Origin of the sequence: Rhizobium sp. 16-488-2b, assembly GCF_017741815.1 — a bacterium.
GTDB lineage: Bacteria > Pseudomonadota > Alphaproteobacteria > Rhizobiales > Rhizobiaceae > Rhizobium.
Genome location: NZ_JAGHMF010000027.1, coordinates 129,884 through 154,514, shown reverse-complemented (window position 1 = coordinate 154,514; position 24,631 = coordinate 129,884). Strand labels below are relative to the sequence as shown.

General features: G+C 62.3%; 24 protein-coding genes and 2 pseudogenes. 7 read left to right on the top strand and 19 right to left on the bottom strand.

All coding sequences use genetic code 11. The features are described from left to right. The first annotated feature begins 124 nt into the window (after window positions 1–124). Window positions 125–568, top strand: coding sequence for a thermonuclease family protein (locus J5286_RS22020; protein WP_193559327.1), 444 nt, complete (start codon window positions 125–127; stop codon window positions 566–568). 199 nt (window positions 569–767) lie between these two features. Next, window positions 768–1,016, top strand: a pseudogene (locus J5286_RS31310) (WGR domain-containing protein); the annotation flags it as partial. Between the two features lie 535 nt (window positions 1,017–1,551). On the opposite strand, the gene J5286_RS22010 reads toward J5286_RS31310, so the two are convergent. The 5 genes from J5286_RS22010 to J5286_RS21990 all read right to left on the bottom strand — a co-directional run bounded on the left by J5286_RS22010 (window position 1,552) and on the right by J5286_RS21990 (window position 5,118). Next, the gene (locus J5286_RS22010) at window positions 1,552–2,043 is read right to left on the bottom strand and encodes a hypothetical protein (RefSeq protein WP_142859877.1); all 492 of its coding nucleotides are present in this window, start codon (window positions 2,041–2,043) and stop codon (window positions 1,552–1,554) included. A 321-nt stretch (window positions 2,044–2,364) separates the two neighbouring features. Further along, on the bottom strand, window positions 2,365–2,529 hold the full coding sequence (locus tag J5286_RS22005) for a hypothetical protein (RefSeq protein WP_162854296.1): 165 nt from the start codon (window positions 2,527–2,529) through the stop codon (window positions 2,365–2,367). 324 nt (window positions 2,530–2,853) lie between these two features. Next, window positions 2,854–3,162 (bottom strand): DUF736 domain-containing protein, encoded by a 309-nt coding sequence (locus tag J5286_RS22000; RefSeq protein ID WP_011427435.1) that lies wholly within the window; start codon window positions 3,160–3,162, stop codon window positions 2,854–2,856. Window positions 3,163–3,583: 421 nt separating this feature from the next. Continuing rightward, entirely contained in the window at window positions 3,584–4,639 is a 1,056-nt protein-coding gene (locus tag J5286_RS21995) for a Fic family protein (protein WP_109461990.1), read from the bottom strand. A 170-nt stretch (window positions 4,640–4,809) separates the two neighbouring features. Further along, the gene (locus J5286_RS21990) at window positions 4,810–5,118 is read right to left on the bottom strand and encodes a DUF736 domain-containing protein (protein WP_142913690.1); all 309 of its coding nucleotides are present in this window, start codon (window positions 5,116–5,118) and stop codon (window positions 4,810–4,812) included. A 454-nt stretch (window positions 5,119–5,572) separates the two neighbouring features. Here J5286_RS21990 and J5286_RS21985 point away from each other — a divergent pair, with 454 nt between their 5' ends. Further along, entirely contained in the window at window positions 5,573–5,749 is a 177-nt protein-coding gene (locus J5286_RS21985; protein WP_162854295.1) for a hypothetical protein, read from the top strand. 3 nt (window positions 5,750–5,752) lie between these two features. On the opposite strand, the gene J5286_RS21980 is transcribed toward J5286_RS21985, so the two are convergent. From J5286_RS21980 to J5286_RS21955, 6 genes are all read right to left on the bottom strand, one after another. Next, window positions 5,753–6,679 (bottom strand): ArdC family protein, encoded by a 927-nt coding sequence (locus tag J5286_RS21980; RefSeq protein ID WP_142859629.1) that lies wholly within the window; start codon window positions 6,677–6,679, stop codon window positions 5,753–5,755. Between the two features lie 313 nt (window positions 6,680–6,992). After that, window positions 6,993–7,580: a hypothetical protein gene (locus J5286_RS21975; RefSeq protein WP_142859631.1), complete on the bottom strand. Its 588-nt coding sequence runs from the start codon at window positions 7,578–7,580 to the stop codon at window positions 6,993–6,995. 386 nt (window positions 7,581–7,966) lie between these two features. Next, window positions 7,967–8,302: a hypothetical protein gene (locus J5286_RS21970; RefSeq protein ID WP_142913689.1), complete on the bottom strand. Its 336-nt coding sequence runs from the start codon at window positions 8,300–8,302 to the stop codon at window positions 7,967–7,969. Next, window positions 8,299–9,192, bottom strand: a complete 894-nt coding sequence (locus J5286_RS21965) for a DUF7007 domain-containing protein (RefSeq protein ID WP_142913688.1) — start codon at window positions 9,190–9,192, stop codon at window positions 8,299–8,301. Before J5286_RS21965 ends, J5286_RS21970 begins: the two co-directional genes overlap by 4 nt. Further along, complete coding sequence (locus tag J5286_RS21960; RefSeq protein ID WP_142859637.1) at window positions 9,189–9,662, bottom strand: UCP036055 family protein; 474 nt, start codon at window positions 9,660–9,662, stop codon at window positions 9,189–9,191. Before J5286_RS21960 ends, J5286_RS21965 begins: the two co-directional genes overlap by 4 nt. 99 nt (window positions 9,663–9,761) lie before the next feature. Further along, window positions 9,762–11,516, bottom strand: coding sequence for a ParB N-terminal domain-containing protein (locus J5286_RS21955; RefSeq protein WP_142913687.1), 1,755 nt, complete (start codon window positions 11,514–11,516; stop codon window positions 9,762–9,764). Between the two features lie 314 nt (window positions 11,517–11,830). On the opposite strand from J5286_RS21955, the gene J5286_RS21950 reads away from it, so the two are divergent. Together J5286_RS21950 and J5286_RS21945 are read left to right on the top strand one after the other, a co-directional pair. Then, window positions 11,831–12,142, top strand: coding sequence for a type II toxin-antitoxin system MqsR family toxin (locus J5286_RS21950; protein WP_142859641.1), 312 nt, complete (start codon window positions 11,831–11,833; stop codon window positions 12,140–12,142). Then, window positions 12,139–12,576 carry a type II toxin-antitoxin system MqsA family antitoxin gene (locus tag J5286_RS21945; RefSeq protein WP_247749725.1) on the top strand — a complete coding sequence of 146 codons (438 nt, stop codon included), beginning with the start codon at window positions 12,139–12,141 and terminating at the stop codon, window positions 12,574–12,576. The genes J5286_RS21950 and J5286_RS21945 overlap by 4 nt, the downstream gene beginning before the upstream one ends. Here J5286_RS21945 and J5286_RS21940 read toward each other — a convergent pair. The 8 genes from J5286_RS21940 to J5286_RS21905 form a co-directional block, all read right to left on the bottom strand. Then, a complete protein-coding gene (locus J5286_RS21940) occupies window positions 12,573–17,684 on the bottom strand; it encodes a helicase-like domain-containing protein (RefSeq protein WP_142859644.1) in 5,112 nt (1,703 codons plus the stop codon). The genes J5286_RS21945 and J5286_RS21940 overlap by 4 nt on opposite strands. Window positions 17,685–17,796: 112 nt before the next feature. Next, complete coding sequence (locus J5286_RS21935; protein ID WP_142859646.1) at window positions 17,797–18,198, bottom strand: DUF3085 domain-containing protein; 402 nt, start codon at window positions 18,196–18,198, stop codon at window positions 17,797–17,799. A gap of 13 nt (window positions 18,199–18,211) precedes the next feature. Continuing rightward, window positions 18,212–18,817 (bottom strand): DUF1419 domain-containing protein, encoded by a 606-nt coding sequence (locus tag J5286_RS21930; protein ID WP_142859647.1) that lies wholly within the window; start codon window positions 18,815–18,817, stop codon window positions 18,212–18,214. Window positions 18,818–18,883: 66 nt separating this feature from the next. Then, entirely contained in the window at window positions 18,884–19,912 is a 1,029-nt protein-coding gene (locus J5286_RS21925) for a DUF3991 and toprim domain-containing protein (protein ID WP_142859880.1), read from the bottom strand. Between the two features lie 178 nt (window positions 19,913–20,090). Further along, entirely contained in the window at window positions 20,091–20,267 is a 177-nt protein-coding gene (locus J5286_RS21920) for a hypothetical protein (protein WP_162854294.1), read from the bottom strand. A gap of 309 nt (window positions 20,268–20,576) precedes the next feature. Further along, window positions 20,577–20,825: a LuxR C-terminal-related transcriptional regulator gene (locus tag J5286_RS21915; protein ID WP_348529280.1), complete on the bottom strand. Its 249-nt coding sequence runs from the start codon at window positions 20,823–20,825 to the stop codon at window positions 20,577–20,579. Between the two features lie 207 nt (window positions 20,826–21,032). Further along, on the bottom strand, window positions 21,033–21,554 hold the full coding sequence (locus tag J5286_RS21910; protein ID WP_142843291.1) for a flavin reductase: 522 nt from the start codon (window positions 21,552–21,554) through the stop codon (window positions 21,033–21,035). Window positions 21,555–21,564: 10 nt separating this feature from the next. Beyond that, window positions 21,565–23,127 carry a 4-hydroxyphenylacetate 3-hydroxylase N-terminal domain-containing protein gene (locus J5286_RS21905; RefSeq protein ID WP_142843290.1) on the bottom strand — a complete coding sequence of 521 codons (1,563 nt, stop codon included), beginning with the start codon at window positions 23,125–23,127 and terminating at the stop codon, window positions 21,565–21,567. A gap of 94 nt (window positions 23,128–23,221) precedes the next feature. Between J5286_RS21905 and J5286_RS21900 the strand changes: the two genes are divergently transcribed. Further along, window positions 23,222–24,091, top strand: a complete 870-nt coding sequence (locus J5286_RS21900) for a helix-turn-helix domain-containing protein (RefSeq protein ID WP_142843289.1) — start codon at window positions 23,222–23,224, stop codon at window positions 24,089–24,091. A gap of 150 nt (window positions 24,092–24,241) precedes the next feature. Then, window positions 24,242–24,508 (top strand): annotated as a pseudogene (locus J5286_RS21895) (IS5/IS1182 family transposase); the annotation flags it as partial. Window positions 24,509–24,631 lie beyond the last annotated feature (123 nt).

Below are 24,631 nucleotides of genomic sequence, written 5' to 3'. Positions count from 1 at the left end.
TGTGGTTCCGTTCAGAAAGCCGAGGAAGTCCGGCAGCAGGAACGATCGACATCGCTGGCAGGGGAAGTCACCCCGATCGGGACCGAGCCGCCCGCGCAAACCCCTGATCGCGATCGTCTGCGCCATGGTCATTGCTGCGGGAGGCTGGCTTGCCTTCGGGGGTATTAATAAGCTTTCTGGGTTTGTGACTGCGGCCAACACACCAACAGCGGATTCATCGTCAGCGGCATTTTCATTCTGCGGTGCAGATCGCCATGTGAACTGCATCGTCGACGGCGATACGTTCTGGTTCGAGGGAGAGAAAATCCGCATCGCGGATATCGACACGCCGGAACTCAGCCCGCCGCGCTGCGAGGCGGAAAGGATCAAGGGCGAGGCCGCGAAAGCACGCCTGCGGGCGCTGCTCAATGCTGGCAAGTTTTCGCTTTCAGCCGGGTTGTGCGACGAAGACAAGTATGGCCGCAAGCTCCGTACCGTGACGCGGGCAGGGCGCTCGCTTGGAGACACCCTCGTCAACGAGGGCCTCGCCCGGCGCTGGGACGGCGCTCGACATGGATGGTGCGGCTGAGAGCCGCGAGAGGATCGTCACCATGGGGCGGAGATCGTGTGCGGGCTCCGTGAGCACCGCGAATAGAGCCGTGCGCCGAAGGCGTCCCGCCCAAGCCTGTCATGACATTTCCGATTTCATCACCGATGTGAATCGATCCACCCCGACCGATTCAAAAGTGTCGTTGGACGCGATTCCCGCGATCGGCGATTCTGATCTCATGATCGCGCAACCCTACCATCTCTATGTCGAACGCACGGATGTCGCGAAGAACATGGCACGCTACTACGCCATGTCGATCGAACCGAACCTCTTTGGCGATGTTTGCCTACTCAGGAAGTGGGGCCGCATTGGCGCGAAGGGTCAAATGATGGTCCATCATTTCGGGCGGGAAGAGGAAGCTGTCGAACTGTTTCTCGATCTGCTTCGACAAAAGCGCAAACGCGGTTACCGCCCGCGCGCCTCTGTGGCAAATTGGGAAAGGCCCGCCGAAGCGGGCCAAGAGGGCGTTTCAGCGACGCCGGTCCCAGTCGGTCTCGAGGGACACTTCGATCTCGACGAAGAAGGGGATCTTGATCACGAGCTTCAAGCCGAGCTTGCCCTTGCGGAAGAAGTGGCTGATCACCTTGCAGAGAGTACGGAGCCGACGGCCGGTGGCGGCGAGGAATTGAGCGAGCTGTTGCATGTTGTTTCTCCTTTCGAATTGCGGTCATCGCGGGGATAGTCGGCAGACCGGAAAGGAGGGACGCACCGAAACGAATGTGGAGGACTTGCCGGCGACTGAATTTTGATCCGCGAGGAGCAGCAGTGCTGTGGGGAAAATTCTGGCGGCGGCAGGTTGCGTCGTGACGAACGGGCTGCAACATCCCCGATGAGAGATGACAGCAGGATCGAAAGGAAGAGGCTCAACTGGTCGCCATCGCTACGATCGCGATGCCTCCTCGACATCCCTATTGAGAGGCGGCTCTCGCCGCCCCTCGGATGAAACTGCACCGCAAGACTGATTATGATTCTGCGTGATCGTCGTAGCTGATACGGGACGCATTTACCGGGGTGCCGGTTTCCCGCGTGATCGCCGTGATGATCGGCGCAAGTGAGCCGAGTTCGTCGTCAGTGAGCGCGATCAGCTCCGGATAGTCGATATCAACGCCGGTATAGTCCGCCGTCAAAGCGATGGCCCAATCGCCGCCGTTGATGCGATATTCATGCGTGTCGAAATCGAATTCGAGATCGTCCAGCAAGTTGATAGTAAAGCGCCCGAATATCTCGGCCTCCCCCTCCAACTGATAGTCGGCGAACTCCTCGCCTCCGGTGAGAACGCTCCGCTCCAGCGCCATGATGATCCGCACGCAGCCAATTGCTGCCTCCAGTCCTTTGATCAGGCGATCGTGGAGCGCTCGCGAGAATTCGCTGTCGCAACCGATGCGGTTTGCGAGGACGACGAGACGGAAGCCTGAAAGCTTGGCGTAGAGCATGATGTTCTGATCGGTTGTCATGATGTGATCTCCTTCGTTGATGACGGAGATCGGCCACTCTGTAGCAAAGAGGGGTCAAGGACCGCGGGACGCGGCTCGCAAGCGGGGGAACCGATTTTTCCAGAGCCTGGCGGCGGAAAAATTGGGGGAGACCGCGCCGTCCTTGACGCCGGATTTGCTGGAGTAGAATGGGAGGTCATAGAGAGAAGAGACCCGCGGACCCGTAGGGGACGCGACCGTCTCCGGCGGGAGCCGGGGGGAGCGTTGAGGGGTGAAATCCCTGACAGCCGGGAGGCCGGTCGAGCCGGCGGACCGGCTCAAATAACAGGAGGAACGAGCCGCTCAGAATGGCGGCTCGGCTTCGACGGCGCCCTCCTGTTCGGCAAGCATGACGGCCAGATCGGCCTCGGCGAGTTGGAGCTCCGCCTCGATTTGACGCCGCTCGGCCGCGCCCCATGCGTTCCTCAGTTCGGCACGCAGTTCCTCGATGTGCTGTTCGATCGTCATCGTCTCATCTCCTTGAGTTCGTGAAAGACGACGACGCGGGGCGGGACGGGATGGCGGGGTCAGGGATCGCGAACGCGACCGCCAGCGGCGGCGAGTGGGGGAGCCGATTTTGTTGGAGCGGCGGGAACCGAAGCGGAGGCAAAATTGGGGGTTGACCGCTCGTCCTTGAGGCCGCCATGCCGGCACGGCATACTGGAGCGCTATGAGCAGACATTTCCGGTTCCGCATGGCACCCGGAAAGCCGGAAGCGGGCTCGATGCCCGCTCCCGGCTTCTCTATTCGGCCGCTTGGCCCCGCCTTGGCGAGCGGGGCCTCGTCCGGATCTCAGTCCCGGTTGGGGCGGGACCAGATCAGCTGGTAGCCGTCCTCGCCTTCGACTTCGGTGAGGGTTGCGTAGATCGGAGCGGGGAAGCTCGGGTCGTCCAGCTTGACCGAGAGGTAGTCGCGGTCCTGCTCGGAGCGCTTCTGCCAGGCCGCACCGAGCTCGACGTTGCCGGCGTAGATGCGGTAGTGCGGTCCCTTGTCGGAGGGGTTTTCGATGCGGGCGATGCGGGCCTTGACGTTGAGGGCAAGCGTGCGGATCGAGCCGTTGAAGCCGGTTTCGGTGGAGGTGAAGGTGCCGATCGTTGCCATTGTGGTGTTCCTTTCGTTGGTTTCGGGCCGCGCCCTTCGCGGCCTCGATGGCTGTCGAAAGGACCGGGGACGATCGGACCGCACCCCCGGGGTCCCCATTGCGCATCGCGCCGTGGGGTGGCTTGCCGGGCCGCAATGAAATGGAGGGCGGCCGGGAGGAACTTTGTTGCTGCGCGAGGAATGCGGCACGCCGGGGTCCCCACTCGGCCTGTCGAGTGGGGTTGCGTCCGCAGGGGAAGAAAGTTTCGGATGGCCGTTGCGGGAGGACGATCGAGGCGACGCCGGTCTCCGGTCAGACATGCCTCATCGAGCCCGCGAATGGAGCCCCGCTATATCAGGCAAAGGCACGTGGCAATGGCGGCTGCGCACAATTGGACCATAGCTCCGATTTCGGCTGATCGGGGGACGCTTCGCTCCGGCGTCAGCTTAAGCCGTACCAGGTCCCACGACCGGCTCCGTGGAGGGTCAGATGTCCCTGCTCGGTCAGCGCCCGAAGATGATCCTTGACGGTGTTGCGGCTCGCGCCTGTCGCTTTGGCCACATCCATCACCGTGACGCGCCCGCGCTCACGCGCCAGTTCGAGGATCGCGACGGACAACTCCGGCAGGTCGCCGAGGAGAATGCGCTCACGCTCGATCTTGCGCTCGAGACGCTGCTTCTGGCGTTGCAGGCTCCGCAGGAAAAACTCGACCCACGGATTCCAGTCCTGTTGGTCCGTTCGTATCGTGCCCTGCGTTCGGCGAAGCGCGAGATAATAGGCTTCCTTGTTCTGCTCGATAACACTTTCCAGTGAGCTGTACGGCACATAGGAATAACCCGCCCGAAGAAGCAGCAAAGTGGTCAGAGCGCGCGACAGTCGGCCATTGCCATCCTGGAAAGGATGGATTTCCAGAAAGACGACGACGAAGACAGCGACGACGAGTAGAGGGTGAAACGTGCCATCCTTCTCCTGAGCTTGTTGCCAGGCCACTAGTTCCGACATTCGGCCCGGCGTATCGAAAGGGGAGGCTGTCGCGAAGACGACGCCCAGACTTCGTCCATCCTCGTCGAAGGCTTCGACGTTGTTGGCAAGGGTTTTCCAGTTTCCCCTGTGTCGTTCATCTTTGACCGAGTGCGCGAGCAGATCCCGATGCAGTTGGCGGATGTGATTTTCGTTAAGCGGGATTGCGTCGAAGGCGGAGAAGATCGTCTCCATCACCTCGGCATAGCCGGCAACCTCCTGTTCGTCTCGGCTGGAGAACGAGCCGATACGGAGGTTCGAGAGCAGCCTTTCGACCTCGCGGTCGCTTAATTTCGCGCCCTCAATACGTGTCGACGATCCGATGCTTTCGATCGTCGCAACCCGCCGCAAGCTGGACAGCCGATCGGGTGCGATGCGACCAAGCGCTCGCCAGGCGCCTTTGAATTCGTCAATCTCGGCGATCAACGACAGGATCTCAGGCGTGATACGCAATTTGGAGAGATCGAGCGCCGTCATCCATTTTCCCATCCGTTTCCATCCAAATGGGGTATGACATAGCGAGATCCATTTTTCCATCCAATTTCATCCAATATGGAAGAACGAACGGGAAAAAGCCGCGGCACGAAGGAGGTCGCCCTGTTGTCGGGAGGAGGCCCCGCCTTGGCGAGCGGGGCCTCGTCCGGATCTCAATCCCGGTTGGGGCGGGACCAGATCAGCTGGTAGCCGTCCTCGCCTTCGACTTCGGTGAGGGTTGCGTAGATCGGAGCGGGGAAGCTCGGGTCGTCCAGCTTGACCGAGAAGTAGTCGCGGTCCTGCTCGGAGCGCTTCTGCCAGGCCGCACCGAGCTCGACATTGCCGGCGTAGATGCGGTAGTGCGGGCCCTTGTCGGAGGGGTTCTCGATGCGGGCGATGCGGGCCTTGACGTTGAGGGCAAGCGTGCGGATCGAGCCGTTGAAGCCGGTTTCGGTGGAGGTGAAGGTGCCGATCGTTGCCATTTTCGTGTTCCTTTCGTTGGTTTCGGGCCGCGCCCTTCGCGGCCTCGATGGCTGTCGCAAGGATCGGGGACGATCGGACCGCACCTGATAAGGCCGGAATGGAATGGAGGGCGGCCGGGAGAAACTTTGTTGCCGCGCGAGGAATGGCGGCGTAGCCGCCAGGGGAAGAAAGTTTTGCATGGCCGTTGCGGGAAGACGATCGAGGCGAAGCCGCTCCCCGATCAGACATGCCTCATCGAGCCCGCAAAGGACGTGGCCTATGCCGACGGGTCAAGAGGAACACGCTGATGGCAACCTGCCACCGCCTCACCCAGCGGAACATTGCTGTGGTCGAACCGTTTCTCTATCGCAATGCCAGAGCCGCAATTCGGTGGCGACGGACCGGCCAGAGTGGGAGTTGCCTCCAGTAATCAACCCGGTATCGTGTGCTCGCGATTCGTCGCCTGGAGGATACATGCGTCAGCAGACAAAGCCGTTTACCGTCGAAATCAAGCAATCCCGAAAGCTCAAACCGACCGACCGCAAAACCTCGATCTGGGGCAAGCTGGACCTGACACCAGATCAGGGCGCGCTCAAGCAGAGAGAGCCGAGAGAGGTGTCGGCCGTTGGCGGATGCAACGACCGACGCTGATTTTTAAGCCGCGACTTTCTCATCAGCTGCATCAGGCTGCAGATCGTGCAGGAAGGTGACTGCCCTCTGCGCATGAGCGGCCGCCTGAAAAATCGCCCGCCTGTCTTCGGAAAGCACGGCGAGCCATGAGGCAAGGTACGACGCGTGATCGGGCCGTGGCTCGAGCTCCGGTACGATTCCAAGGTCGGCGCATAGGAAGCAGCTGCCGAGCTCGGCAATGAGTTCCTCGCGGGCGCGCTCGCTCTTGTCCTTGGCATAACGGCTGAGATCGCGGCCCACGCGCCGCGGGTTCGCGGTCCAGTGCGTTGCCTCATGACTCAGCGTTGCCGTGTAGGAAGCCGCATCGCGGAAGGTCTGGAACGGCGGCATCTGGATATGGTCGGTCACCGGCGAATAGTAGGCTTGCGTCCCGCCATGGCGGATAACGGCGCCGGTGTTGCGGAAGAAGCGATCGGCATTCTCTATCCGCTCGACCGGATCGAGAGTCGGTTCCGGACGATGGTAGTGATGGTCCGGCAGACCGTCGATCTGGTCCACATTGAACACAGAATACGCCTTCAGGAAAGGGATCTCCCGGTCGACCTCCTTGCCATTGCCGTCGGTTTCCGATTTGGTGAAGCGGCTCGCGAACACCACAGTCGAGCCGGTTTCGCCCTTGCGAACCACGGCTCCGAGCTCCCGCGCTTGCTTGAAGGTCATCCACACCGGAGAGGCGAAACCTCTCGCCATCCCCTCGGACCATAGAAGGAGAACGTTCATGCCCGAATAGGGCTGCCCGTTGTGCCGTAGCGGCCGCGTAATCCTGCCTTGAGTGTTGGCTACGCTCCACGGCTTCATCCAGGGACGAACCCCTTTTTCCAGATCGGCAACGATCCGGTCGGTGATCCTCGTGTAGATATCGCCGCGTTCGCCTTCGGTTTTCCTGTTCATGTCTCAAACCTCCTATTCCGAGCCGCGCCTATCGCGGCCCGTCGCGGAGGTCCGAGGGCAGGAGCGGAAGGGCTTGGAGCGCACCGGAACGGCCGAAACAGCGTGGAGGACGGCGAAGCCGTTGCACCTCACAAGCCGGGCTCCTGCAGGACCGCCGACAGGGACGGGCCGCGATAGGCCGGTTCCTCATTTCCTTGCCTGTTTTTCCCCTGGGGCAGCGCGACATGCGGAAAGGCCGGCCCCTCTTGGGAGCCGGCCGATGGAAGCTGGAAAGATGAGGGTAGGGCGGCACGTGGGCGCCGCCCGGGCCGCTTTACCCGAGGGCGGCCATTTGCGCTTCGGCCGCCTTGCGGTCGAGATTGGCGCCGGGGTTTTCGACCGGGCGATCGAAGGGCTTCCAGGTCTCGCCGACGACCTGCTCGTAGGCTGCGACGGCGCCCTCGGCCGCCATCCTGAGCGCATGAGCCTGGACACCCATGTCGGCCGCGAACTCGCGCTTGCGCTGGGCGGCGCTGTCGTAGCCAACGGGACCATCGAGATCCTCGTCGCGGGCATCGTTGGACGCCTTCGCCGTGGCGTCGCGGGCTTCTGTGACCGCACGAGAGTAGAACTGCCCGGCGCCATGTGCCGATCCGACGAAGGCGCCGACGATGCGCTGGAGATGGATCTGCATCGCCCGTTCGCCGAGGCCCTCCGCCAGGCTGTCGGCGGTCTCATTGATCAGTCGCTCATGCAGGTCGCGGATGCCGTCGCTGTCGACCAGTGCGGTTCCGAAGCTTTCGGCGATCTTGAGCGCCTGGGCGCTGTCGGGGCAGGTGAGGCGGACCATTTCGAGGGTCGCACCCTTGCGGAGTTGCACGACGCGGGCGGAAGAGCGGTTGGGGGTCGCGGGCTTGGCCATAACGGTTTCCTTTTCGGTTTGGTCCGAAGCGGTTCCGGCCCCGTGCCGGTCTGCCCTTCGGTGCGGTCAAAAGGAACCGGCGAGGGACGGGCGATTTCACAGGTCCGGAGCGGCTGAGCGAGCGGAGCGGGCTTGCGACCAAGCGGGGGCACCCTGCGCGGGACGCGGGTTCGCTTTGCGCAGCGAGGCTGTTTTGGCCGCACCGCGGCGCGAAAGCGGCCTTGAAACGACCGGCCGCCGGTTCAGACCGCAACGAACACGAAGGGCAGGCCGGCACGGGGCTGAGACTCTCCCCGAAACCGAATGTGGGAAACGATGGCCATCCTCGCAATGCCTCTCACCAATACGCGGGCACACTCCGCAAATGCGCTGCCGGCGGCTGCCTCTCACGCTGCCTCTCGCCAAACCGCGTCACCGAGCTTCAGCCGTAGCGTGGTGATGGCACGGTCCTGACGCTCCAGTTTCCGGATGAGCGCCTCGAGTTCGCCGCGACGTTCGAATGACAGGCGATCGAGGTGATCCTGAAACAGCATCTCATCCGACCGAGTCCATCGTGAGCCGGAGCGCTTGTGCGTGCGGTTTTTGGCTTTCGCCTTTTCGGTCACGGCCAGGCGCTCAGCGCGTGTGGCAATCTGCCGATGGACGAGATCGAGATGATGGCGCGTCTGACGACGCGCCGCCTCCATGCGGGAAAGGAGCACCCACGGACTGATCGGGGTCATGTCCCGGTCCTCCGCCACTGCCAGCCGATGAAGTCCGAAGGACCGTCATAGACGGCGTGACGTTGTTCATCGATGACGAAGCCGAACGGCCCGCGGGTTGCATATTCGGCGCTCGGAACAAGAAAGCGCCGCTCGTCGGCACGTTGGTCCCGCATGCCGCCGCGCGTGGCGACCACCTCCGTCATATCGGCATAGTGGCTGGAATAGATCGCCGAGACGACGACCCAGTCGCCGGCATGCCTGCGCTCGAAGGCTTGCCGGTCCTTCGTCCAGGATTGGCCGGACCCGAGTTCGCGCCCGTGGATCTCTTCCCATGCGGTCGGCCAGCTGTTGCGGAATGTCTCGTCCGCACCTTTGCGCTCGTATGAGGTGAAGAGCTCCGGGAAGGAGAGGGCGACGATGGCCCATTCGGCATCCTCCTCGTACCAGTGCGAGGACTTTCGCAGCAACGGGGAGACGCGAAGATTCCGTTCGGCCGACAGATGAAACCCGCCATGGCCAGCCGTCATATGGGACACGATCCCCTCCGCGTAGACGGTCGCAAGCTGCGACGGTCCCCAGGGCGTACTGGCCGTCATGCGGGTCTGGATCCGCCTCAGGGCGGATAACTCGCGCTTGTGCTGGGCCGTCTCGAAGACCCGGGCGCGAAAAGCCGCCTCATCCTCGAGGCGGCCATCGTGACCGTAGAAATCTGCGCGCGTCAGCTCGGAAAGCGGATGGACGAGCCGCCAAGCGCTCGCGAGGAAGCTCGCGCCATCGCGCGCCGGCATCATTGCCAGATGCGTATCGCCGATCCGGGCGACCGGAAATCCGTCGGCGCTGACGCCGAATTCCACGTCCAAATCCTCTAAAGCCGATACCGGCTCATGCTGAAGTTCTGAGGTCCTCATGCGGCGGCCCTCCCTTCGACCTGAGCAGCCGCAACCTCGTCGGCGGTCACCTCTTCGAGCACGGCGTTCGGATAGCCGTGTTCTTGCAGCCAGACCGCGGCCGCCTCGCGATTGTCCGCGAGATGGACAAGTTCCGCGTTCGAACCGGCGCGATCGAAGACGCGGATCGAACCGAGGGCGGGGCGCTCGAGCACCTTGAAGGTGAGATCGGAGTCGAGGCCGAAGGTTCGGTGAATGCGCATGACGATGGTGTTTTTCCCGCCGAAATCCGCCTCATGCAGTGTGAAATAGCCAGGCGAGTTGTAGTTTCCGGAGCGCGGACCCTCCTTGCGGATCAGCCGGCCCTTGCTGTTGCGCGTCTGCCAGGCCGCGAGCTTCTTCTTGAAGCGCTCGGGCGGGCGGGGTGTGCCATCGGACCAGGCAATGATGGAGCCGATCGGGACGAGATCGTAGATCAGGGACGCAGACATTGGACATCTCCTTGAAATTCTGCGGTGTTCATGGAAACGAACCGCCGCCGGTGATGGCCGGCGGCGGGGGATCGATCGGAAAAGATGGGAGGGCTTCGGCTATTCGGCCGCGATGCCGTAGGCGGTCTCGACCGCGTCGTCGGCGCCGTCACCGGCTTCCGGATCGGCGACAGCAAAATCGGCCTCCTCGCCGGCGACGCTGCCGTCAGCAAGTTCGCCTTCGAGGCGATCCGTTGTTTCCTCGGAGGTCACCGTATCGTAATCCTCCACGACCTCGCCCTGCTTGATCAGTTCGGCGAGATCCTTCGGATCGGGGGCAAACAGGGCGGCCGGATGGACGAAATGCCCTTGCTTGAAGTGCTCGACCAGTGCGGCACGGGTCTCGCGGACCCTCGGGCGGGGGAGAACCGAGGTGCCCTCGCACGAAGCCTCGAGCGCCTGCCGCGACAGGCAAAGCAGGAAGTCTTCTGTGCCCATGTTCGGGAGGTATCCGTCCGCGCCGATGGCGTCGCCGGCTATGCGCGACACGATGCCGCTGTTCGACATGCCTCGGCGGCACGACAGCACATCGACCAGCATCGAGCGGGTGGAAACCCGCAAGGTGTCGCGGTCGAAGGCGAGCTTGCCGTCAGCGTCGAGCAACCGAGCCGCATGGCGGGCGAACCGCTTCGCGCCGAAGACGTGGTCGTTTGCCCCGGAGTCAACCCGGACATTCATGCCGGCAAAGGCGAGGACAAGGAGGGCCATCAGCGTGTCGTCCTCGATCGGTGCGCGGGCGAGCGCCTCGTGCAGCGCGTCGGTCCTGAGGTCGCCGATCATATCGAGGCCCTTCTGCGTGACGTCGGGACGCTGCTTCGGCCCGTCGATCGCATCCTCGCCAGCGGTGTCGCCACCTCCGACGACCGCTCCCTTGCCCTTGGTCTTCTTCTCCTCGGGCATCCGGTAATGCACGGTTTGAACCTTGCCGTTCCGATCCAGATACATGGCGGTGTGGTCACCCTTGCCGGGCTTGCCATAGACGCGGCTTGCCTTTTGCGGCAGCTTCACCTCGCCCCATTGAGAAACCTCGGCGATCATTCCCTTCTTGGGCAGATTGTTCGTCATCCACTCCTGCTGGGCGCCGAGATAGGCTTCGACATTGGTGGTGTAGCGGCTGTCCTCGTCCGCGGGAGCGAACAGATCCTCGATCCATTCGATGCCGTAGGCTTCTCTGAGATCGTCACCGAAGCTCGCATCCTTGGCATACATCCGGGTCTTGCTCAGCGCGTTGGCAATCTGCCACCATGCGGCGGGCTGGCCCTTCTTCGGCTTCTGCGCCTTCCAGACCTCCTTCTGCTCATCGAGGTGTGCTGCCGCGATCGTGCGGAGCTGCTGCTCATTCGGCATGTCGCCGAACGCCATCTGGTCGAGCATCGCCGGTAGGACGTTGGCGAGCAGGCGCAGCTTGCGGATTTGCCGGACGGGCAGGGCGAGTGCCACCGCAATTGCTTCCTCGGTCCAGTCGAGTGCGACCAGGCGTTCGATGCCGCGCCACTGGTCGACCGGGTTCAGCGGTTCGCGCGCAATGTTCTCGACCATCGACCGCATGGCGCCATTGTCGTTTGCGGCTTCGACGACGAGCACCTCGATTTCCTCGAGGCCTGCGGCGATGGCCATGCGGGTGCGACGATGACCGGCTTCAATGACGTAGCCGTTCCCACCACCAACTTCGGGAAAAATGACGGGCGGCTGGATGATGCCGACGGCCTTGATGGTGGCGAGCAGCAGCGCATCGGCCTGCGGGGTGGATTTGGATTGCCGGGTATTGTCCGGATTGTCCTTCAACGAGCGCGGATCGACCTTCATGATATGCATGGGATTTTCCTCTTCCGGGATGCGGGGACGCGGCCTCTTGCCGGTCCTTCCTGTCTTCATCTCTTTCCGAAGACACTTTCCGAACCGCAGGACGGGCGGACCGGCGCAACTGCGGCCGAGCGTCCCTGCTTCGAAGGACAAGCGGGGTGCCTCGCGCCCTGCGCGGGACGAGTGGCCGGGATGCGGAGGCGGCGGTTGAGCGCAAGCGGCGACGGGACGACCGATCTGCGACCGGTTCTCCTCCCGGATTTTCCTCTATCTTTTCCCCACAACGACAAGCTTGATTTGACACCATTAAGGTGTCATATAAAGTCATGGAGAAAAGGCGCCCGACATACGATCTCGAGGCCGTTAAAGCTGTTTTGGGGTCGATTTCGACGCTTGCCATCACGACGACGGCGCTGCGGGATGCCGCCTCATTGGGCTACGACCGCGCCGGCATCGTCGCGACCATCGACACCATCGAGCGCCGTATGTTCTACAAGTCGATGACAGCGAACGCAGACCATCGGGTATGGCAAGATGTTTATCATGTGCCGGTCCCCGAGCACGGCATGGTGCTTTATGTGAAATTCCAGGCGGACGTGATCACGGAATTCCGGATCATGTCATTCAAGGAGAGATGATAATGGCGGTTGCAGCAAATATACTGCCCGAAACGATGATCTCACCGGAAACCGGAGAGACGCTGCGCCGGGACGTCCGACCGTTTGTCGTGACCTACAAGGGCAAGAGCAAAACGGTCGACCTGCCGGGATATTATCCCGATAGCGGCGACGAAGGTGTTCATGTCGGCAACGACATGGAGGCAACGGACGCGGCCTTGCGGGCGTTGAAGGAAGAAGTTGAAGGCATTCCCTCTCCGTCGACAATCCGCAGAGTGCGCAAAAAACTAAAACTGTCGCAACGTGAAGCAGGCGGCATCCTGAAGGTTGGTGAAAGCGCGTTCGACAAATACGAGCGCGGCTTGGTCGAGCCAAGCGGCCCGACCAGCCAATTGCTGCGCCTTCTCGACCGGCATCCGGAACTCATCGAAGAGTTGCGGCAACAGGCAAGCTAAGCGGCAACAGCAGCGGCTTCGTCCGTACGCCTCGCATCATCGGCGAGGGCCTGATCGATGTCGCGGAGCTGTCTGCGCTTCTCGGCAAGTTCATCCGCAAAGGGGAAAACGCCGCCTTCACGCGAGCGATAGGAGGCAAGCCGCCGACGCGCTTCCTCCAAGCGGTGGCGATAGCGTTCCCGCTCCTCGTCGAACCCGTCGAGCGCGTGCTCGAGGCGGGACACGGCGCCGAGCGGCGTCACCGTCACCGCAAGATCGATCTCGTAATCCGCGCCGGTGCGCTGGAGCGTGGTGAGGTAACGATAGCCATCACCCTTTCCGAAGCGCTCGCCCTCATAGACAAGATCGAAACCCCCAATGCTCGCCAGATGAACCTCACCCTCCTGCTGCAGTTGGAGAAGAGTGAGGATTTCCTTCATCAGCGCGCGGCCGGCATCCTTGCGCTCCTGGTAGGCTTTGCCGAGAACGGTCATCGCGAAAGCGTCGCCGGTAGTCGGCACCAGCCGGCCGATATCCTGGCCGATCTCCGCGATGCGGCGGGTCGAGACCTCGATGTCGCCTTCCGCATCGCGCATTTGCCGGCGGACCGCATATTGGTCGTCGTCATGGGCGGCGCGCAGCCGTTCCAGACGGGCGACATCGGCCTCCAGTCCAGCCTTCTGCATCAGCCGTTCGTCACCGGAAGCGATGGCCTTCGCCATGGCGAACTGGTTGGCTTGCCCTTCACCGAGATCCTCGAGCCGGCGGATCGATGTATCACCGCTGAGCGCTGCCGCGATGAAGCGGGCCTTGCGCTCGTTGTTCTGCCACATGGAAGCATCGAGCGACCCTTCCGTGGCATAGGCGAAGATATCGACCACGTCATGCTGATTGCCCTGCCGGACAATTCGGCCCTCGCGTTGCTCGATGTGAGACGGCAGCCACGGGACGTCGAGATGGTGCAGCGCTTTCAGACGGAGCTGCGCATTGACACCCGTGCCCATTGTCTCGGAACTGCCGATCAGGAACCGAACCCGGCCGGCGCGCACATCACCGAAGAGCCGCTGCTTGGCCTCGGTTTTCTTGAAGTCCTGCATGAAAGCGATTTCGCAAGCGGGAACACCGAGCCGCACGAGCTCGTCGCGGATCCAACGGTAAGCCGAAAAGCCGCGGGTCTTCTCGACATTGATGGTGCCGAGATCGGAAAAGATCATCTGCGCCGCACCTGGCAGCTCGTAAGCCTTGCCGTCCGGGCGAATAAATGTGGCCTCGCTGGTCTCCTGCCAGATCCGGAAGGCGTTGCGGACGAGGAGGTTGAGCTTGTTGTCCTTTTCGTTATCGTTTACCGGGATGACGAGGCGCAAATCGATCGCCGCATGGCGGCCGTCGGTGATGACCGAGAGCAGGATATCGTCGCCGGGCTGTGCCGGTCCCTCGCGCATCTCGATCGCTTTGATACGGGCATCGAGGATCTGCTGATAGGCCTTGAAGGCCGGCGTCGGTTTAGCGGTGAGGATCTGCCGCCGGCCGGTGGAGATATCAGGCACCCTGACGAATTCGCGAAGATCCTCCGGCATGACGACATCGGCGAAAGCGCGGAACATCGCGATCAGTTCCGGAACATTGACGAAGCTCGCGAACCGGCTGACCGGTTTGTATTTGCCGGAGGGCTGTATTTCGAGCTCGGTCGTCGTGTCGCCGAAGCACGATGCCCAGGCGTCAAACTCGTGCAGACCGCGCTCGGCAAGCGCTTCGTGTCCGAGCAGGCGTTGGATCGAGAACATCTCGCCAAGCGTGTTGGTGATCGGCGTGCCGGAAGCGAGCACCAGCGCCCGGCCGGGATTCTTGGTTTCGATGAAGCGGGATTTGACGTAGAGGTCCCAGGCGCGCTGCGAGCCGTTCGGATCGATACCCTTCAACGTCGACATGTTGGTCGCGAAGGAAAGCTTCCGGAACTCCTGCGCCTCGTCGACAATGATCTGGTCGACACCGATTTCCGAGATTGTGAGAAGATCGTCCTTGCGAGTCGCGAGGCCCTCCAGGCGTTCCTGCAGACCCTCTTTCAGTCGTTCGAGGCGCTTGCGCGAGACGCGATCCTCGCTGTCGACCTTGGTCAGCAGATCCTCATAGAGTTCGAGCTCGTCGTGGATCATCTGCTGTTCAAAGGCCGACGGCACAGCGATGAACCTGAACGCCGAGTGCGTGATGATGATCGCATCCCAGGTGGCGGTCGCCGCCCGGCTCAAGAATCGCGCCCGCTTGTCCTTGGTGAAGTTGGTCTCGTCCGCCACCAGGATGCGGGCATTGGGGTAGAGGGCGAGGAACTCACGCGCCGCCTGCGCCAGGCAATGGCCGGGCACGACCAGCATCGCCTTGGCGATCAGACCGAGGCGATGCTGTTCCATGATTGCGGCCGCCATCGTCATCGTCTTGCCGGCGCCGACGGCATGCGCGAGATAGGTCGAGCCGGACGAGATGATCCGCCAGATGCCGCGCTTCTGGTGCCCATAGAGAACAAAGGCGCCTGAGGCGCCAGGAAGTTTGAGATGCGAACCATCGAATTTGCGCGGCGCGAGGTTGTTGAACCGGTCGTTATAGACCCGCGCCAGCCGGTCGGTGCGATCCGGGTCGGTCCACACCCAATCCTGGAAGGCCTGCTTGATCTTCTGCAGCTTGTCGCGCGCGGCTTCGGTATCGACCACGTTCAGGACGCGCCGCTCGCCGCCGGCGTCCTTGAAGACGTCGAAGATCTGCGGAACGCGGCTGTTCAGTGCGTCGGCGAGCAGTTCACCGGCATCACGGCGGCTGGTACCCCATTCGGATGTACCGGCGGCACTGTAGCCAAGCTGCCGCGCCTCCACGGTCCAGTTGCCAAGCTCCGGCATATGGTGGATCCTGATGTCGGCGCCCATCCTCTCCTTGACGAAAGCCACGACATGGCTCGCCGGAATCCACGGCGCACCCAGACGTGCGGTGATGTCGGAGGGGCGAAGGTCGCCGGGCTGTACGGCCCGAAGCGCACGAACGTTGCGCTCATAGGCTGGATCCAGTCCCGCGGCCGCTTCAGCGACAGCGAGCTTGGTGCGGACCGGGCCGGCGAGATAGGCGTCGGCCGTCTGCCAGGACCCGTCGTCAGGATCCCGGAAGATTGAATCGCCGAGTTCATCGACGACCGCATCGGCATGTCTGTGCAGCAGTTCGGCGATATGCTCGATATCGACGCGACCACGTTCGTTGAGGACAACAGCGAGTGCATCGGCGGCGCTGGTGATTACCGGCGGGGCAGGGGGCGAAATCACCCGTTCGGAAAAGATCGGGCCGGGCTTGGCCGTGTCGGTGTCGAGATCGTAATCCTCGATTGAGGCGACCAGCCAGCAATCGGGGTCGTCAAGAAAGGGCTGCAGGTTCGGGCGGCGGTGCGTTTCGCGCACCTCGCCGGTTTCGGGATCCTCAGTGATGCTGACGGTGGTGTGGTTGATCGGCCCGAAATCGCGCACGAAACTCGACCAGGCGATTCGTAGGCGAACCTGCAGATCGCGCCACGGCCGATCCTGTTCCTGGGCCTTCAGCACATCGCGCACGGCGTCGCGGATCGGGATCAGTTTCTTGATGATGCGGACGTGCTTTTCCGGCATGCCGTCGCCGGTGCGGCCCTTGCGCACCTGGACTTCGACCGGCGCGCCGTCGACCATCTGCATGAGACCGCGTCTGATGTCGATGAGGAAGCTACCCTCCCGGACCTGTCGACTGTCGGGGCGAAGGTCGACGATCTCGCCGAGCTCGGTCTCGAGGTCGATGTCGATTTCGGTCGGCTCGCCGTCATAGCGGCCCTCGGGAAGCAGGAGGATCGCCTGCTGCAAAGCCGCCTCAAGGTCCTCGCCGGCACGCGGTCGGCAGGTGTAGGTCTCGCCAAAGGGGCCGGAGGTCAGGGCATGATCGCCAAGCACGAAATCAGGATGTCGCGCAAACCAGCGGTTCACCCGAATTGCGCCGTCGTCTTGCGTCGCCGGTCGCACCTCCTCAAGGGCGAGCCAGGAGAGGTCTCCCTCAGCCTCCCCGGTCTTGCGCTTGCGGAAGAAGAGCAGGTCAACCACGACGTCCGTGCCGGCATCGCGGCGGAAGGTGCCCTCCGGCAGGCGGATCGCGGCGATCAGGTCCGCGGTTTTGGCGATGTGTTCGCGTGCTGTCGCATCCGCCTTGTCCATCGTGCCGGCGCTGGTGACGAAGGCGCCGAGCGCGCCGGGTTTCAGGAGGTCGATCGAACGGGCGATGAAATAGTCATGCAGCCGCAAGCCCAGCGAGCGATAGGCCCGGTCGGATCGGACGGTCCGGTCGGAGAAAGGCGGATTGCCGATGGCGAGATCGTAAATCGGCGCCAGATCGGCGCGCGCAAAGTCGCCGTTGATGATCCGCGCCTTCGGCTGTAGCAGGCGGACGATCCTGGCGGTGACAGGGTCAAGCTCGATACCGGTGAAGAAACTCCGATCGCGCAATGCTTTCGGCATCAGCGCGGGGAACAGGCCGGTGCCGATGCCAGGCTCGAGCACCCGGCCGCCACGCCAGCCAAGGCGCTGCAAGCTCGCCCAGATGGACCGGATGATGAACTCCGGCGTGAAATGCGCATATTGCGTGCAGCGGGCAAGGGACGCGTAGTCTCCCTCCGAAACCGCACTCTGGAGCGAAGTGCCAAGCTCGCTCCAGCCGGCGCGGAAGTCAGGCTCGCCCGGACGACGGAATATCGTGTTCGCAAGTTCCGATGCGCCAAAGCCTGTAAAGCGGATCAACCGCTGCTGCTCCTCGCGAGTGGCCGGCCGGTCCTGCTTCTCGATGTTGTTTGCGATCAGGATCGCCGCGACATTGATGCGCGCCCGTTCCTTCCACGTCGCCGCAAGAACGCGATCGGCATCGTCGAGGTAGAAGTTGGACCGGCCGCCCTGTCGCCGCGGCGCCGGACGCTTTGCCGTCGCGACCGGCAAGGCCGGGGCAGAAGAGGGCGGTGTCGGTTCGGGGTCGTCGTCATTGGCAGCAACGGCATCGAAACCGCCAAATGCTGTGACGCCGCCGAGGCCAAGGCCGGACGACAGCGCGCTGCTGCCGAACATGTCGAGAGTGAAGGGATCGTTGCTCATGAAGTTCTCCTCGGGAAAGGCGAGCGTCATCACCCGCGGAAAAGCTCGCGGGATTGAAGTACGCTCTGGGTTCAGGGATTGGTGGCCTGACGGGGGCCGGTGGTCTCAGTGATCAGGACTTCGCGATCAGGGTGAGCTGCATCGAGTCCTGATGAAATGCGATGCGAAGGTGCGTCGCCTCTGGAGCCGCCGCCATCATCGGTTCCAGCTGTTCCGCGTCGATGAAATCGACGCCGTCGTCGCCGCCGAATGTCCGGCGTTTGACGTCGAACCAGTCGTCATTGGTGCTGGGATCGCACTCCTCGGCATAGACGACCAAGGGCTTGGCGCCATCGAGCAGCTTGCCGTTGGACATCAGATAAACGCCGTGATCGCCGACGAGCCAGAGGCCCGGCTTCTCGTCCTTGCCAGGGCGCAGGCCGTAATAGAGATCACGAAAGCCACCATTGGCCTCCGCATCGGCCCGACCGCGGGCAATCACCGCGCGGACGGATGTGAGCGGGAAGGAAAGCATGGCGCGACCTCCTTCATGCGGCGATCGGCGAGGGGAGGTGGCGCAGTTGCACCGGCAGCTTGGCTGCGATTTCGTCGTCGGAGAGATCGTCCAGCAGCTTCAGGGTGCTGCCCGTCTGGCCGCCGTAAAGCATGATCGTGCGCTTGCCACGCGACTCCTCCGGCCAGCGCTCGCCAGCATAACCACGATAGTCGTCCGCCGTCATACTCCAGATATGCTCAAGCCGTTCCTCGCGCGACATGGCGCGCACCGGCCGGCTCTCGCGCTCGATGATTTCGACCCGCATGCGTTCAACGGCCTGGCGGTCGGAAAGATCGCAATAGCCATGGAAATGCCGGATGACGCCGTCGATCCGCAGCGCAAAGAACACCGATGTCACCGATCCTGTCAGAAACTCGCGCATCGCAAACATCGATCCACGGATCCAGAGCGGCGGCAGGATTTCGAACATGTAGTCATGTTCGGTATCGGCGATCTCGAACCATTCGCCGGCATAGAGCGGGGCAGCGTCATCCTCCCAGCGGTTCGGACGCTGGGCGTGACGATCGAACATCCGGTACATTTGCTGGCGTGAGGCGACGCCCTGGAAGACTTTGCGGATTGCGGAAGAGGGATTCATCTGCGGCTCCTTCGGAGTGGTTCCGGACCGAAGTGCGGCACTGTCCTTCCGACCTTGCCATCCTCTTCAGTCCTTCATGACACCTTCCGGGCCGCCGGCATCGCGACCGGCCGGGTCAAGGGCCGGCTCCGCCGGGCGAAGCCTCCCTTGACGCGGGCGAAGCGAATGCGGCACGCCGCCTTCCTTCCTCTCCCTCCTTTCTTTCTCCCTGATTTTCAGGGCCTCGTTCCAGTCGTCCGCCGGCGGGCGAAGGCGCGACCAGTTGCAGCCGACGTCGTCAGCGAGCGCCCGTAACCGCTCGGCAAACATCTCGCCTTGCGGATTGGCGTCTGTCGCCGCAACTAGCAGAGCCTCGGGCCGCGATGCCATCTGCCGCAGCGCCGCCTCCGTCGACGGCGACCATCCGCCGCCGGTGCTGAGATAGAGCGTTCCATCCCGCAACCCCTCGATGGCGGCGAGGCTCATGGCGTCGATCGCAGCTTCCGTGACAGCCAGGCGCAACGCCGTGTCCTGCCCCAGGCGGAAGAGAACCTTTGTCCCTCCGGAGGCAAAACCGCGATACTCGGGACCCCGCGCCTCCCAACCGGTGACGGCTCCGGCGCTGTCGGTATGCGCTGCCCACATGCTGGCATATGGCCCCTCGCGCAGACGATCTTGCCGGATCGCGGCGCGAAGCAAAGATGCCGGCAGGAAACGCTGACCATCGAGATAAGCCCAGGTCGACGAACCGGGCCATGGACGGCGGCGTGTTTGCCATCGCTCGGATAAAGAGAGGTCGTAGTCTTGCTCTATCTTTGGAGACCGCCATTCCGGTTCCGTGATCGAAATACCGACGAGCGCGGCAACACGTCCGGCGCATTCGAGAAAGTCGACATGGTCGAGATGCGCGACGAGACCGAACACGTCGCCCTTTGCATCGCTGAGCGGATCGAACCATCCGCGCCCCTCATGGGTGACGATGACGATCTCGCTCCCCCGTCGAAACTTCACTGCCCGCCGCGTGCTTTCCTTCATATCGATGGCGAAGCCCGTCTGCTCGAGAACGGCAGCACACTTCACCCGTTCGCGGAGCGCCTCTATTTCTCTTCTGTCCATGCCTCTTCTTCCTCGCATTTCCTTGCCCGTCTCTTCTCGGGCACGCTTCCACCAGCCGCGAAGAGCAAAGGCCGCCAGGGCGCGGCTGACAATTGTCGGATCATGCAATGCCTGGGTCGGCCGCGGCGAAGCCTCCCTTGCGGCCTGCCGCTCGCAAGCGGCACTCAGGAACGGCGGCTCAATGAGCCGCCCATGGGAAAAATTCATGGACGATCTCCAGATCGTCGTCGGCGTCGATTTCGTCGGACGGAAGGACGCCGTATTCGCCGTCGACCGTGAACAGAGTGACCGGGACCATCAGGTCGCGGGAAAGCTGGAAGGCGTGGGACTGGGCGAGAGAAAGATCGTGCGACATTTGAAGTGGCTCCATCGGGAGCGGGCCAATTCCCGCTCGATGGCTCCTCACAAGGCCCGAGGACGGGCGCGATCACCGCGAGGCGAAGCCGGAGCGGCCGCAGCTTGCTAGCGGACCCCCTGCGGGTTGATCGTGGAAGATCCGGCACCGGGCCAGGACGCCATCCAAAAGAGCGGGATTGGTTTGCTCCAGCTGGAACGCTCTGTCGGGTACGGCATTCGCATTTGAGCCAGACGCTTCCCGCGGCTCTCGGCAACAAGATCGCTTCCGTTTTCAAGTCAAGAGCGGGCGTCGGGAGTGATTTGCCCCTCAATCGGGGTTAGGGAGGTTCGCCTTCTGGAGCGCCTCCGCGATCGATTTTGCCTCCAGCGTGCGTAAAGCACTTCGCAGGCAGTTTTCGATATCAACAACGCTCTTACCCTCGAGGGATGCGATCTCGGCGACGGTTCTGCCTCGATAAATCCATCGGATGCAGCTCTTTTCAAGCGGCGAAAGTATCCATTCCTTCATGACAAAAATCGCGGTTGGTTGCGCCGTGGTCGGCGGAGAGCGTGGCACCGAGTGCCCTCATCGAAACATCGGTGGAGGTGAGTTGGCGACGCCCCAACAAAAAGAGCTGCCGCCGGGACCTGGTCGACGGCAGCCAAGGTGCCTCGGAAAGTCGAAATCTCTTCTTCGCTCCTTTTCATGTAACGTTATAACATCTCGCATAATGCGATTTATGGAACCAGAAGGCCCGTTCCGCGAGAACTCAAGTACATGAGATCAGACTGAATTAGCCCCCGCGGCTGCCGCTTGCGTCGGCACATGCACATAATTCCGATCGAAATAAATCAGGGCGTGTCCATCGCAACGGCACCTTATATCGACGACCTCGGCGATGAAGATATTGTGCGTCCCAACAAGACGGGCTTGGATCAACCGGCAATCAAAGGAAACGATGGCATCTGAGAGCGCCTGATTACCGGATGGCAAGTTGGTCCAGTCTGCTGCCGCATACCGTGCCTCCATGTCGCTCTGCTGACCCGCGAAGAGACCCGCCAGATCTCGGTGTTCCTGGGTAAGGACATTGACGCAGAACCGGCGGTTTTCGACGAAGAGACCAGTCTGCGACGACTGGGAATTCATGCAGACGAGCAGCGTCGGCGGCTCGTCGGTGACGGAGCACATAGCGGTGGCTGTGAACCCACCGCGACCGGCGGGTCCATTGGTGGTGATCACGTTGACCGGGGCGCAAACCCTAGCCATAGCGTTGCGAAACTCGGTCTTGGAAACGGAGGTCGTCATTGCTGCCCCCTCACTCTGCCGCGTCGCGCAGGGCACGCAGGTCGTCCTGCGGTGACATCCAGGTGTCGCCGGTCCAACCGTTCTCGTCGTAATCGGCCATGCACTGGTCGACGAGCGCCTCCATCTCCTTCAGACGCCCGCCCCGTTCAGCGCCCTTGAGCACCTGCAGACGAACTTCTTCGGGAGCGCCGGCGTAGTTCAACTCGTAGAGCGCATGGCGCCCACCGAATTCGGTGCCCGTCGCATCCCACAAGAGCTTCATGATCTTGATGCGCTCGATATGGCCCATGTCGTTCGAGCCGCGGACATATTGTGCGAGGTAGCGATCGATATCGGGATTCTGGAAATCCCTGGCCGACGACGGCAGGTAGATCAGCCCGGAAGCCACTGTCCGACGCACGATGTCGATCACCTTCGGATAGGCCTCCGACATAAAGGTACGATAGCAGAGTGCCGCTTCGAGGTTCGGCAGAACCGCGCCATTGGCCCACGGGATCGGGTTGTGTGCCATGGCGTTGGAGAAGGTCCAGAACTGGTGGCGGATCGCGATGACCTCGCCCAGCATCGCCTGGTTGCCGCGGAAGGCATCACCGCCGGTGGCCCGGAGCGCCTTGGCAAGGAGCCCCGCCAGGAAGTCCAGCTTGACCGCCAGACGCGTGCAGCCCTGGAAGCAGTAGCCATGCATGAAGCCGGAGGCGGGGTGGAAGGACAGGATCTTGGCCGCATCGCGCAGCACGAGCACGTCTTCCCAGGGCACGAAAACGTTGTCGAGAACCAGGATGGCATCATTTTCGTCGAAGCGCGAAGAAAGCGGATAGTCGAACGGCTGGGCCGCCGAGGTCGCGGTCTGCTCATAGGAAACGCGGCAGAACATCTTGATGCCGGGCGCATTCATCGGGACGATGAACATGACGGAAAGCGACGGATCTTCGGTCACGGTCGCCGAGCTCTGGGCGAGAAAGTTGTAATGGGTCAGCGCCGACGAGGTCGCCACGACCTTGGCGCCCGAGACATAGATGCCGGCATCCGTCTCCTTTGTGATATGGACGAAGACATCCTTCACCGCGTCTGCCGGCTTGTGCCGGTCGATCGGCGGATTGACGATCGCATGGTTCATGAACAGCACGGACTCCTGGGCGCGCTTGTGCCACGAAAGCGCGTTGTCCTTGAACGGACCGTACCAGTCGGCATTGGCGCCGAGCGTATTCATCAAGGCCGCCTTGTAATCTGCAGTGCGCCCCATCCAGCCATAGGACATGCGCGCCCAGTCGGCGATCGCGCCCTGCTGCGCGACCAGATCTTCCGACGATTTGGCAACGCGAAAATATTTATGCGTGTAGCCCCCCGAACCGGTGTCCGTCTGCGAAGTCAGGCGCGCCTTGGTCTTCTCGTCATGCAGGGCGTCATACATGCGCGCGATGGAACGCGCCGAATTGCGCATGGAGGGATGGGTCGTGACGTCAGCGACGCGCTCGCCGTTGATATAGACTTCACGTCCATCCCTCAGGCTCTCGAGATATTCGGCGCCGGTAAAAGGACGCATTTTGTCTTTCCGGTAATCTTCTGCACGCATGTGCGATCCTCCCTGTAAATCCTGACAAACGTTAAATCCGCCGAAGGCTCCGGACTATGGACAAACAAGCCAATTCGCTGGTACTTTTTCCGGCATGACAGAGAGACACGACGTCCCAACCTACTTCGTTTACGGCGAACCGCCCCGAACGCTGGATGTCGGGTTTTTCCACGTGGAAACGGTGATGGAGCGCAGGAGCGTTCATTTTGGCCATGTTTCGCCGCACAAGCATCCACAGATGGGACAGATCACATACTGGTTCAAAGGCGGCGGGACGTACCGCATCGAAGATCGCACTTGGAATTTTTTGGCTCCAACCGTCAGTTTCGTGCCATCAAGCGTCGTCCATGCCTTCGATGTCGAAGAGCATTCGGATGCCGTGGTGATCTCCATCTCCGACGACCAGCTTCGCTCGCTCGCCGCGACCGTCGATCTGCCGCTTGACGCGCCTTGCCTCGTCGGAGGCAGCTCGGGGGATCCGGCCTGGATCCGTCTCGACCGCCTCTCCGAAATGGTCATCGACGAGTATCTCGGCACAACCTCGACCAGCCCGCGGCTACTCGCGGGCCTGACCGGTGTTATGCTTTCTCAGATCGCCCGGGTGGGAGGGGGCAGTGACATCATCGAAGCCGCCCCGTCGAAGCGGTTGGCGGCCAGCCTGCGCCGTGCCATCGACCTGCATTACCGCGAGGACTGGACCGTCGCGCGTTACGTGACGCTGCTCGCCACCACCCGGCACCTGCTCGACAAGGCGGCGGAGGAGATCTTCGGGCAATCCGTCAAGGAGATGCTGATGGAGCGACGACTGCTCGAGGCCAAGCGTCTGCTGATGTTCACCATCAGATCGGTGGAAGACATCGCTCGTGAAATCGGTTTCGATGACCCCGCCTATTTCTCCCGCTTCTTCCGCAAAAGAACGGGTATCTCACCCGCAGCCTGGCGGCAGGGTCGCATCGCCCCCTAAGCAGAGGGCCGGACCGCGCTGTCACACCGCAAGACGCCCACCGAAAATCCAGCCGATGCTACCATTCAGGCCAGATAGGACGTTGGCGCGCGGATCATTAATCGGATTGGCGTAGGCGCATGGAAGGTCAATAGTCGGTTTGTCGCAGCCATGCCTTTCAAACATAATGTGTCCCGCCGTCCTCGCATCGGTAAGATGAGGTTAAAGGTGACGAACTGGCAGGAGTATGAGACTGGACTTCGTCGGCGTGGTAGTTTGACCTTATGGCTTACGCCGGAAGCCCTTTTGTGGCGGTCGCCAAGACGAAAGGCCAGAGGTGGCCCCCCGCTATTCCGATCTGGCGATCGAGACGGCCTTGATGGCCTGGTATTCGGACGGCGGCTACGCCAGACAGAAGGCTTGGTGGAATCGGTACTGTCATTGACGGGGCTGAAGCTCGCTGCTCCCCATCATACCAAGCTGAGCCGAAGGGCGCGGATATGCCTGCTGCTCGGTTCGAGCGACATACCCGTTAAGTTTCGGACGAAGCTGTGCATATCC

Excerpts from the sequence above, each read along its gene's own strand:
- J5286_RS22020 (WP_193559327.1), top strand. The coding sequence starts at position 125 with ATGGTCATTGCTGCGGGAGGCTGGCTTGCCTTCGGGGGTATTAATAAG.
- J5286_RS22010 (WP_142859877.1), bottom strand. The coding sequence starts at position 2,043 with ATGACAACCGATCAGAACATCATGCTCTACGCCAAGCTTTCAGGCTTC.
- J5286_RS22005 (WP_162854296.1), bottom strand. The coding sequence starts at position 2,529 with ATGACGATCGAACAGCACATCGAGGAACTGCGTGCCGAACTGAGGAAC.
- J5286_RS22000 (WP_011427435.1), bottom strand. The coding sequence starts at position 3,162 with ATGGCAACGATCGGCACCTTCACCTCCACCGAAACCGGCTTCAACGGC.
- J5286_RS21995 (WP_109461990.1), bottom strand. The coding sequence starts at position 4,639 with ATGACGGCGCTCGATCTCTCCAAATTGCGTATCACGCCTGAGATCCTG.
- J5286_RS21990 (WP_142913690.1), bottom strand. The coding sequence starts at position 5,118 with ATGGCAACGATCGGCACCTTCACCTCCACCGAAACCGGCTTCAACGGC.
- J5286_RS21985 (WP_162854295.1), top strand. The coding sequence starts at position 5,573 with ATGCGTCAGCAGACAAAGCCGTTTACCGTCGAAATCAAGCAATCCCGA.
- J5286_RS21980 (WP_142859629.1), bottom strand. The coding sequence starts at position 6,679 with ATGAACAGGAAAACCGAAGGCGAACGCGGCGATATCTACACGAGGATC.
- J5286_RS21975 (WP_142859631.1), bottom strand. The coding sequence starts at position 7,580 with ATGGCCAAGCCCGCGACCCCCAACCGCTCTTCCGCCCGCGTCGTGCAA.
- J5286_RS21970 (WP_142913689.1), bottom strand. The coding sequence starts at position 8,302 with ATGACCCCGATCAGTCCGTGGGTGCTCCTTTCCCGCATGGAGGCGGCG.
- J5286_RS21965 (WP_142913688.1), bottom strand. The coding sequence starts at position 9,192 with ATGAGGACCTCAGAACTTCAGCATGAGCCGGTATCGGCTTTAGAGGAT.
- J5286_RS21960 (WP_142859637.1), bottom strand. The coding sequence starts at position 9,662 with ATGTCTGCGTCCCTGATCTACGATCTCGTCCCGATCGGCTCCATCATT.
- J5286_RS21955 (WP_142913687.1), bottom strand. The coding sequence starts at position 11,516 with ATGCATATCATGAAGGTCGATCCGCGCTCGTTGAAGGACAATCCGGAC.
- J5286_RS21950 (WP_142859641.1), top strand. The coding sequence starts at position 11,831 with ATGGAGAAAAGGCGCCCGACATACGATCTCGAGGCCGTTAAAGCTGTT.
- J5286_RS21945 (WP_247749725.1), top strand. The coding sequence starts at position 12,139 with ATGATAATGGCGGTTGCAGCAAATATACTGCCCGAAACGATGATCTCA.
- J5286_RS21940 (WP_142859644.1), bottom strand. The coding sequence starts at position 17,684 with ATGAGCAACGATCCCTTCACTCTCGACATGTTCGGCAGCAGCGCGCTG.
- J5286_RS21935 (WP_142859646.1), bottom strand. The coding sequence starts at position 18,198 with ATGCTTTCCTTCCCGCTCACATCCGTCCGCGCGGTGATTGCCCGCGGT.
- J5286_RS21930 (WP_142859647.1), bottom strand. The coding sequence starts at position 18,817 with ATGAATCCCTCTTCCGCAATCCGCAAAGTCTTCCAGGGCGTCGCCTCA.
- J5286_RS21925 (WP_142859880.1), bottom strand. The coding sequence starts at position 19,912 with ATGGACAGAAGAGAAATAGAGGCGCTCCGCGAACGGGTGAAGTGTGCT.
- J5286_RS21920 (WP_162854294.1), bottom strand. The coding sequence starts at position 20,267 with ATGTCGCACGATCTTTCTCTCGCCCAGTCCCACGCCTTCCAGCTTTCC.
- J5286_RS21910 (WP_142843291.1), bottom strand. The coding sequence starts at position 21,554 with ATGACGACCTCCGTTTCCAAGACCGAGTTTCGCAACGCTATGGCTAGG.
- J5286_RS21905 (WP_142843290.1), bottom strand. The coding sequence starts at position 23,127 with ATGCGTGCAGAAGATTACCGGAAAGACAAAATGCGTCCTTTTACCGGC.
- J5286_RS21900 (WP_142843289.1), top strand. The coding sequence starts at position 23,222 with ATGACAGAGAGACACGACGTCCCAACCTACTTCGTTTACGGCGAACCG.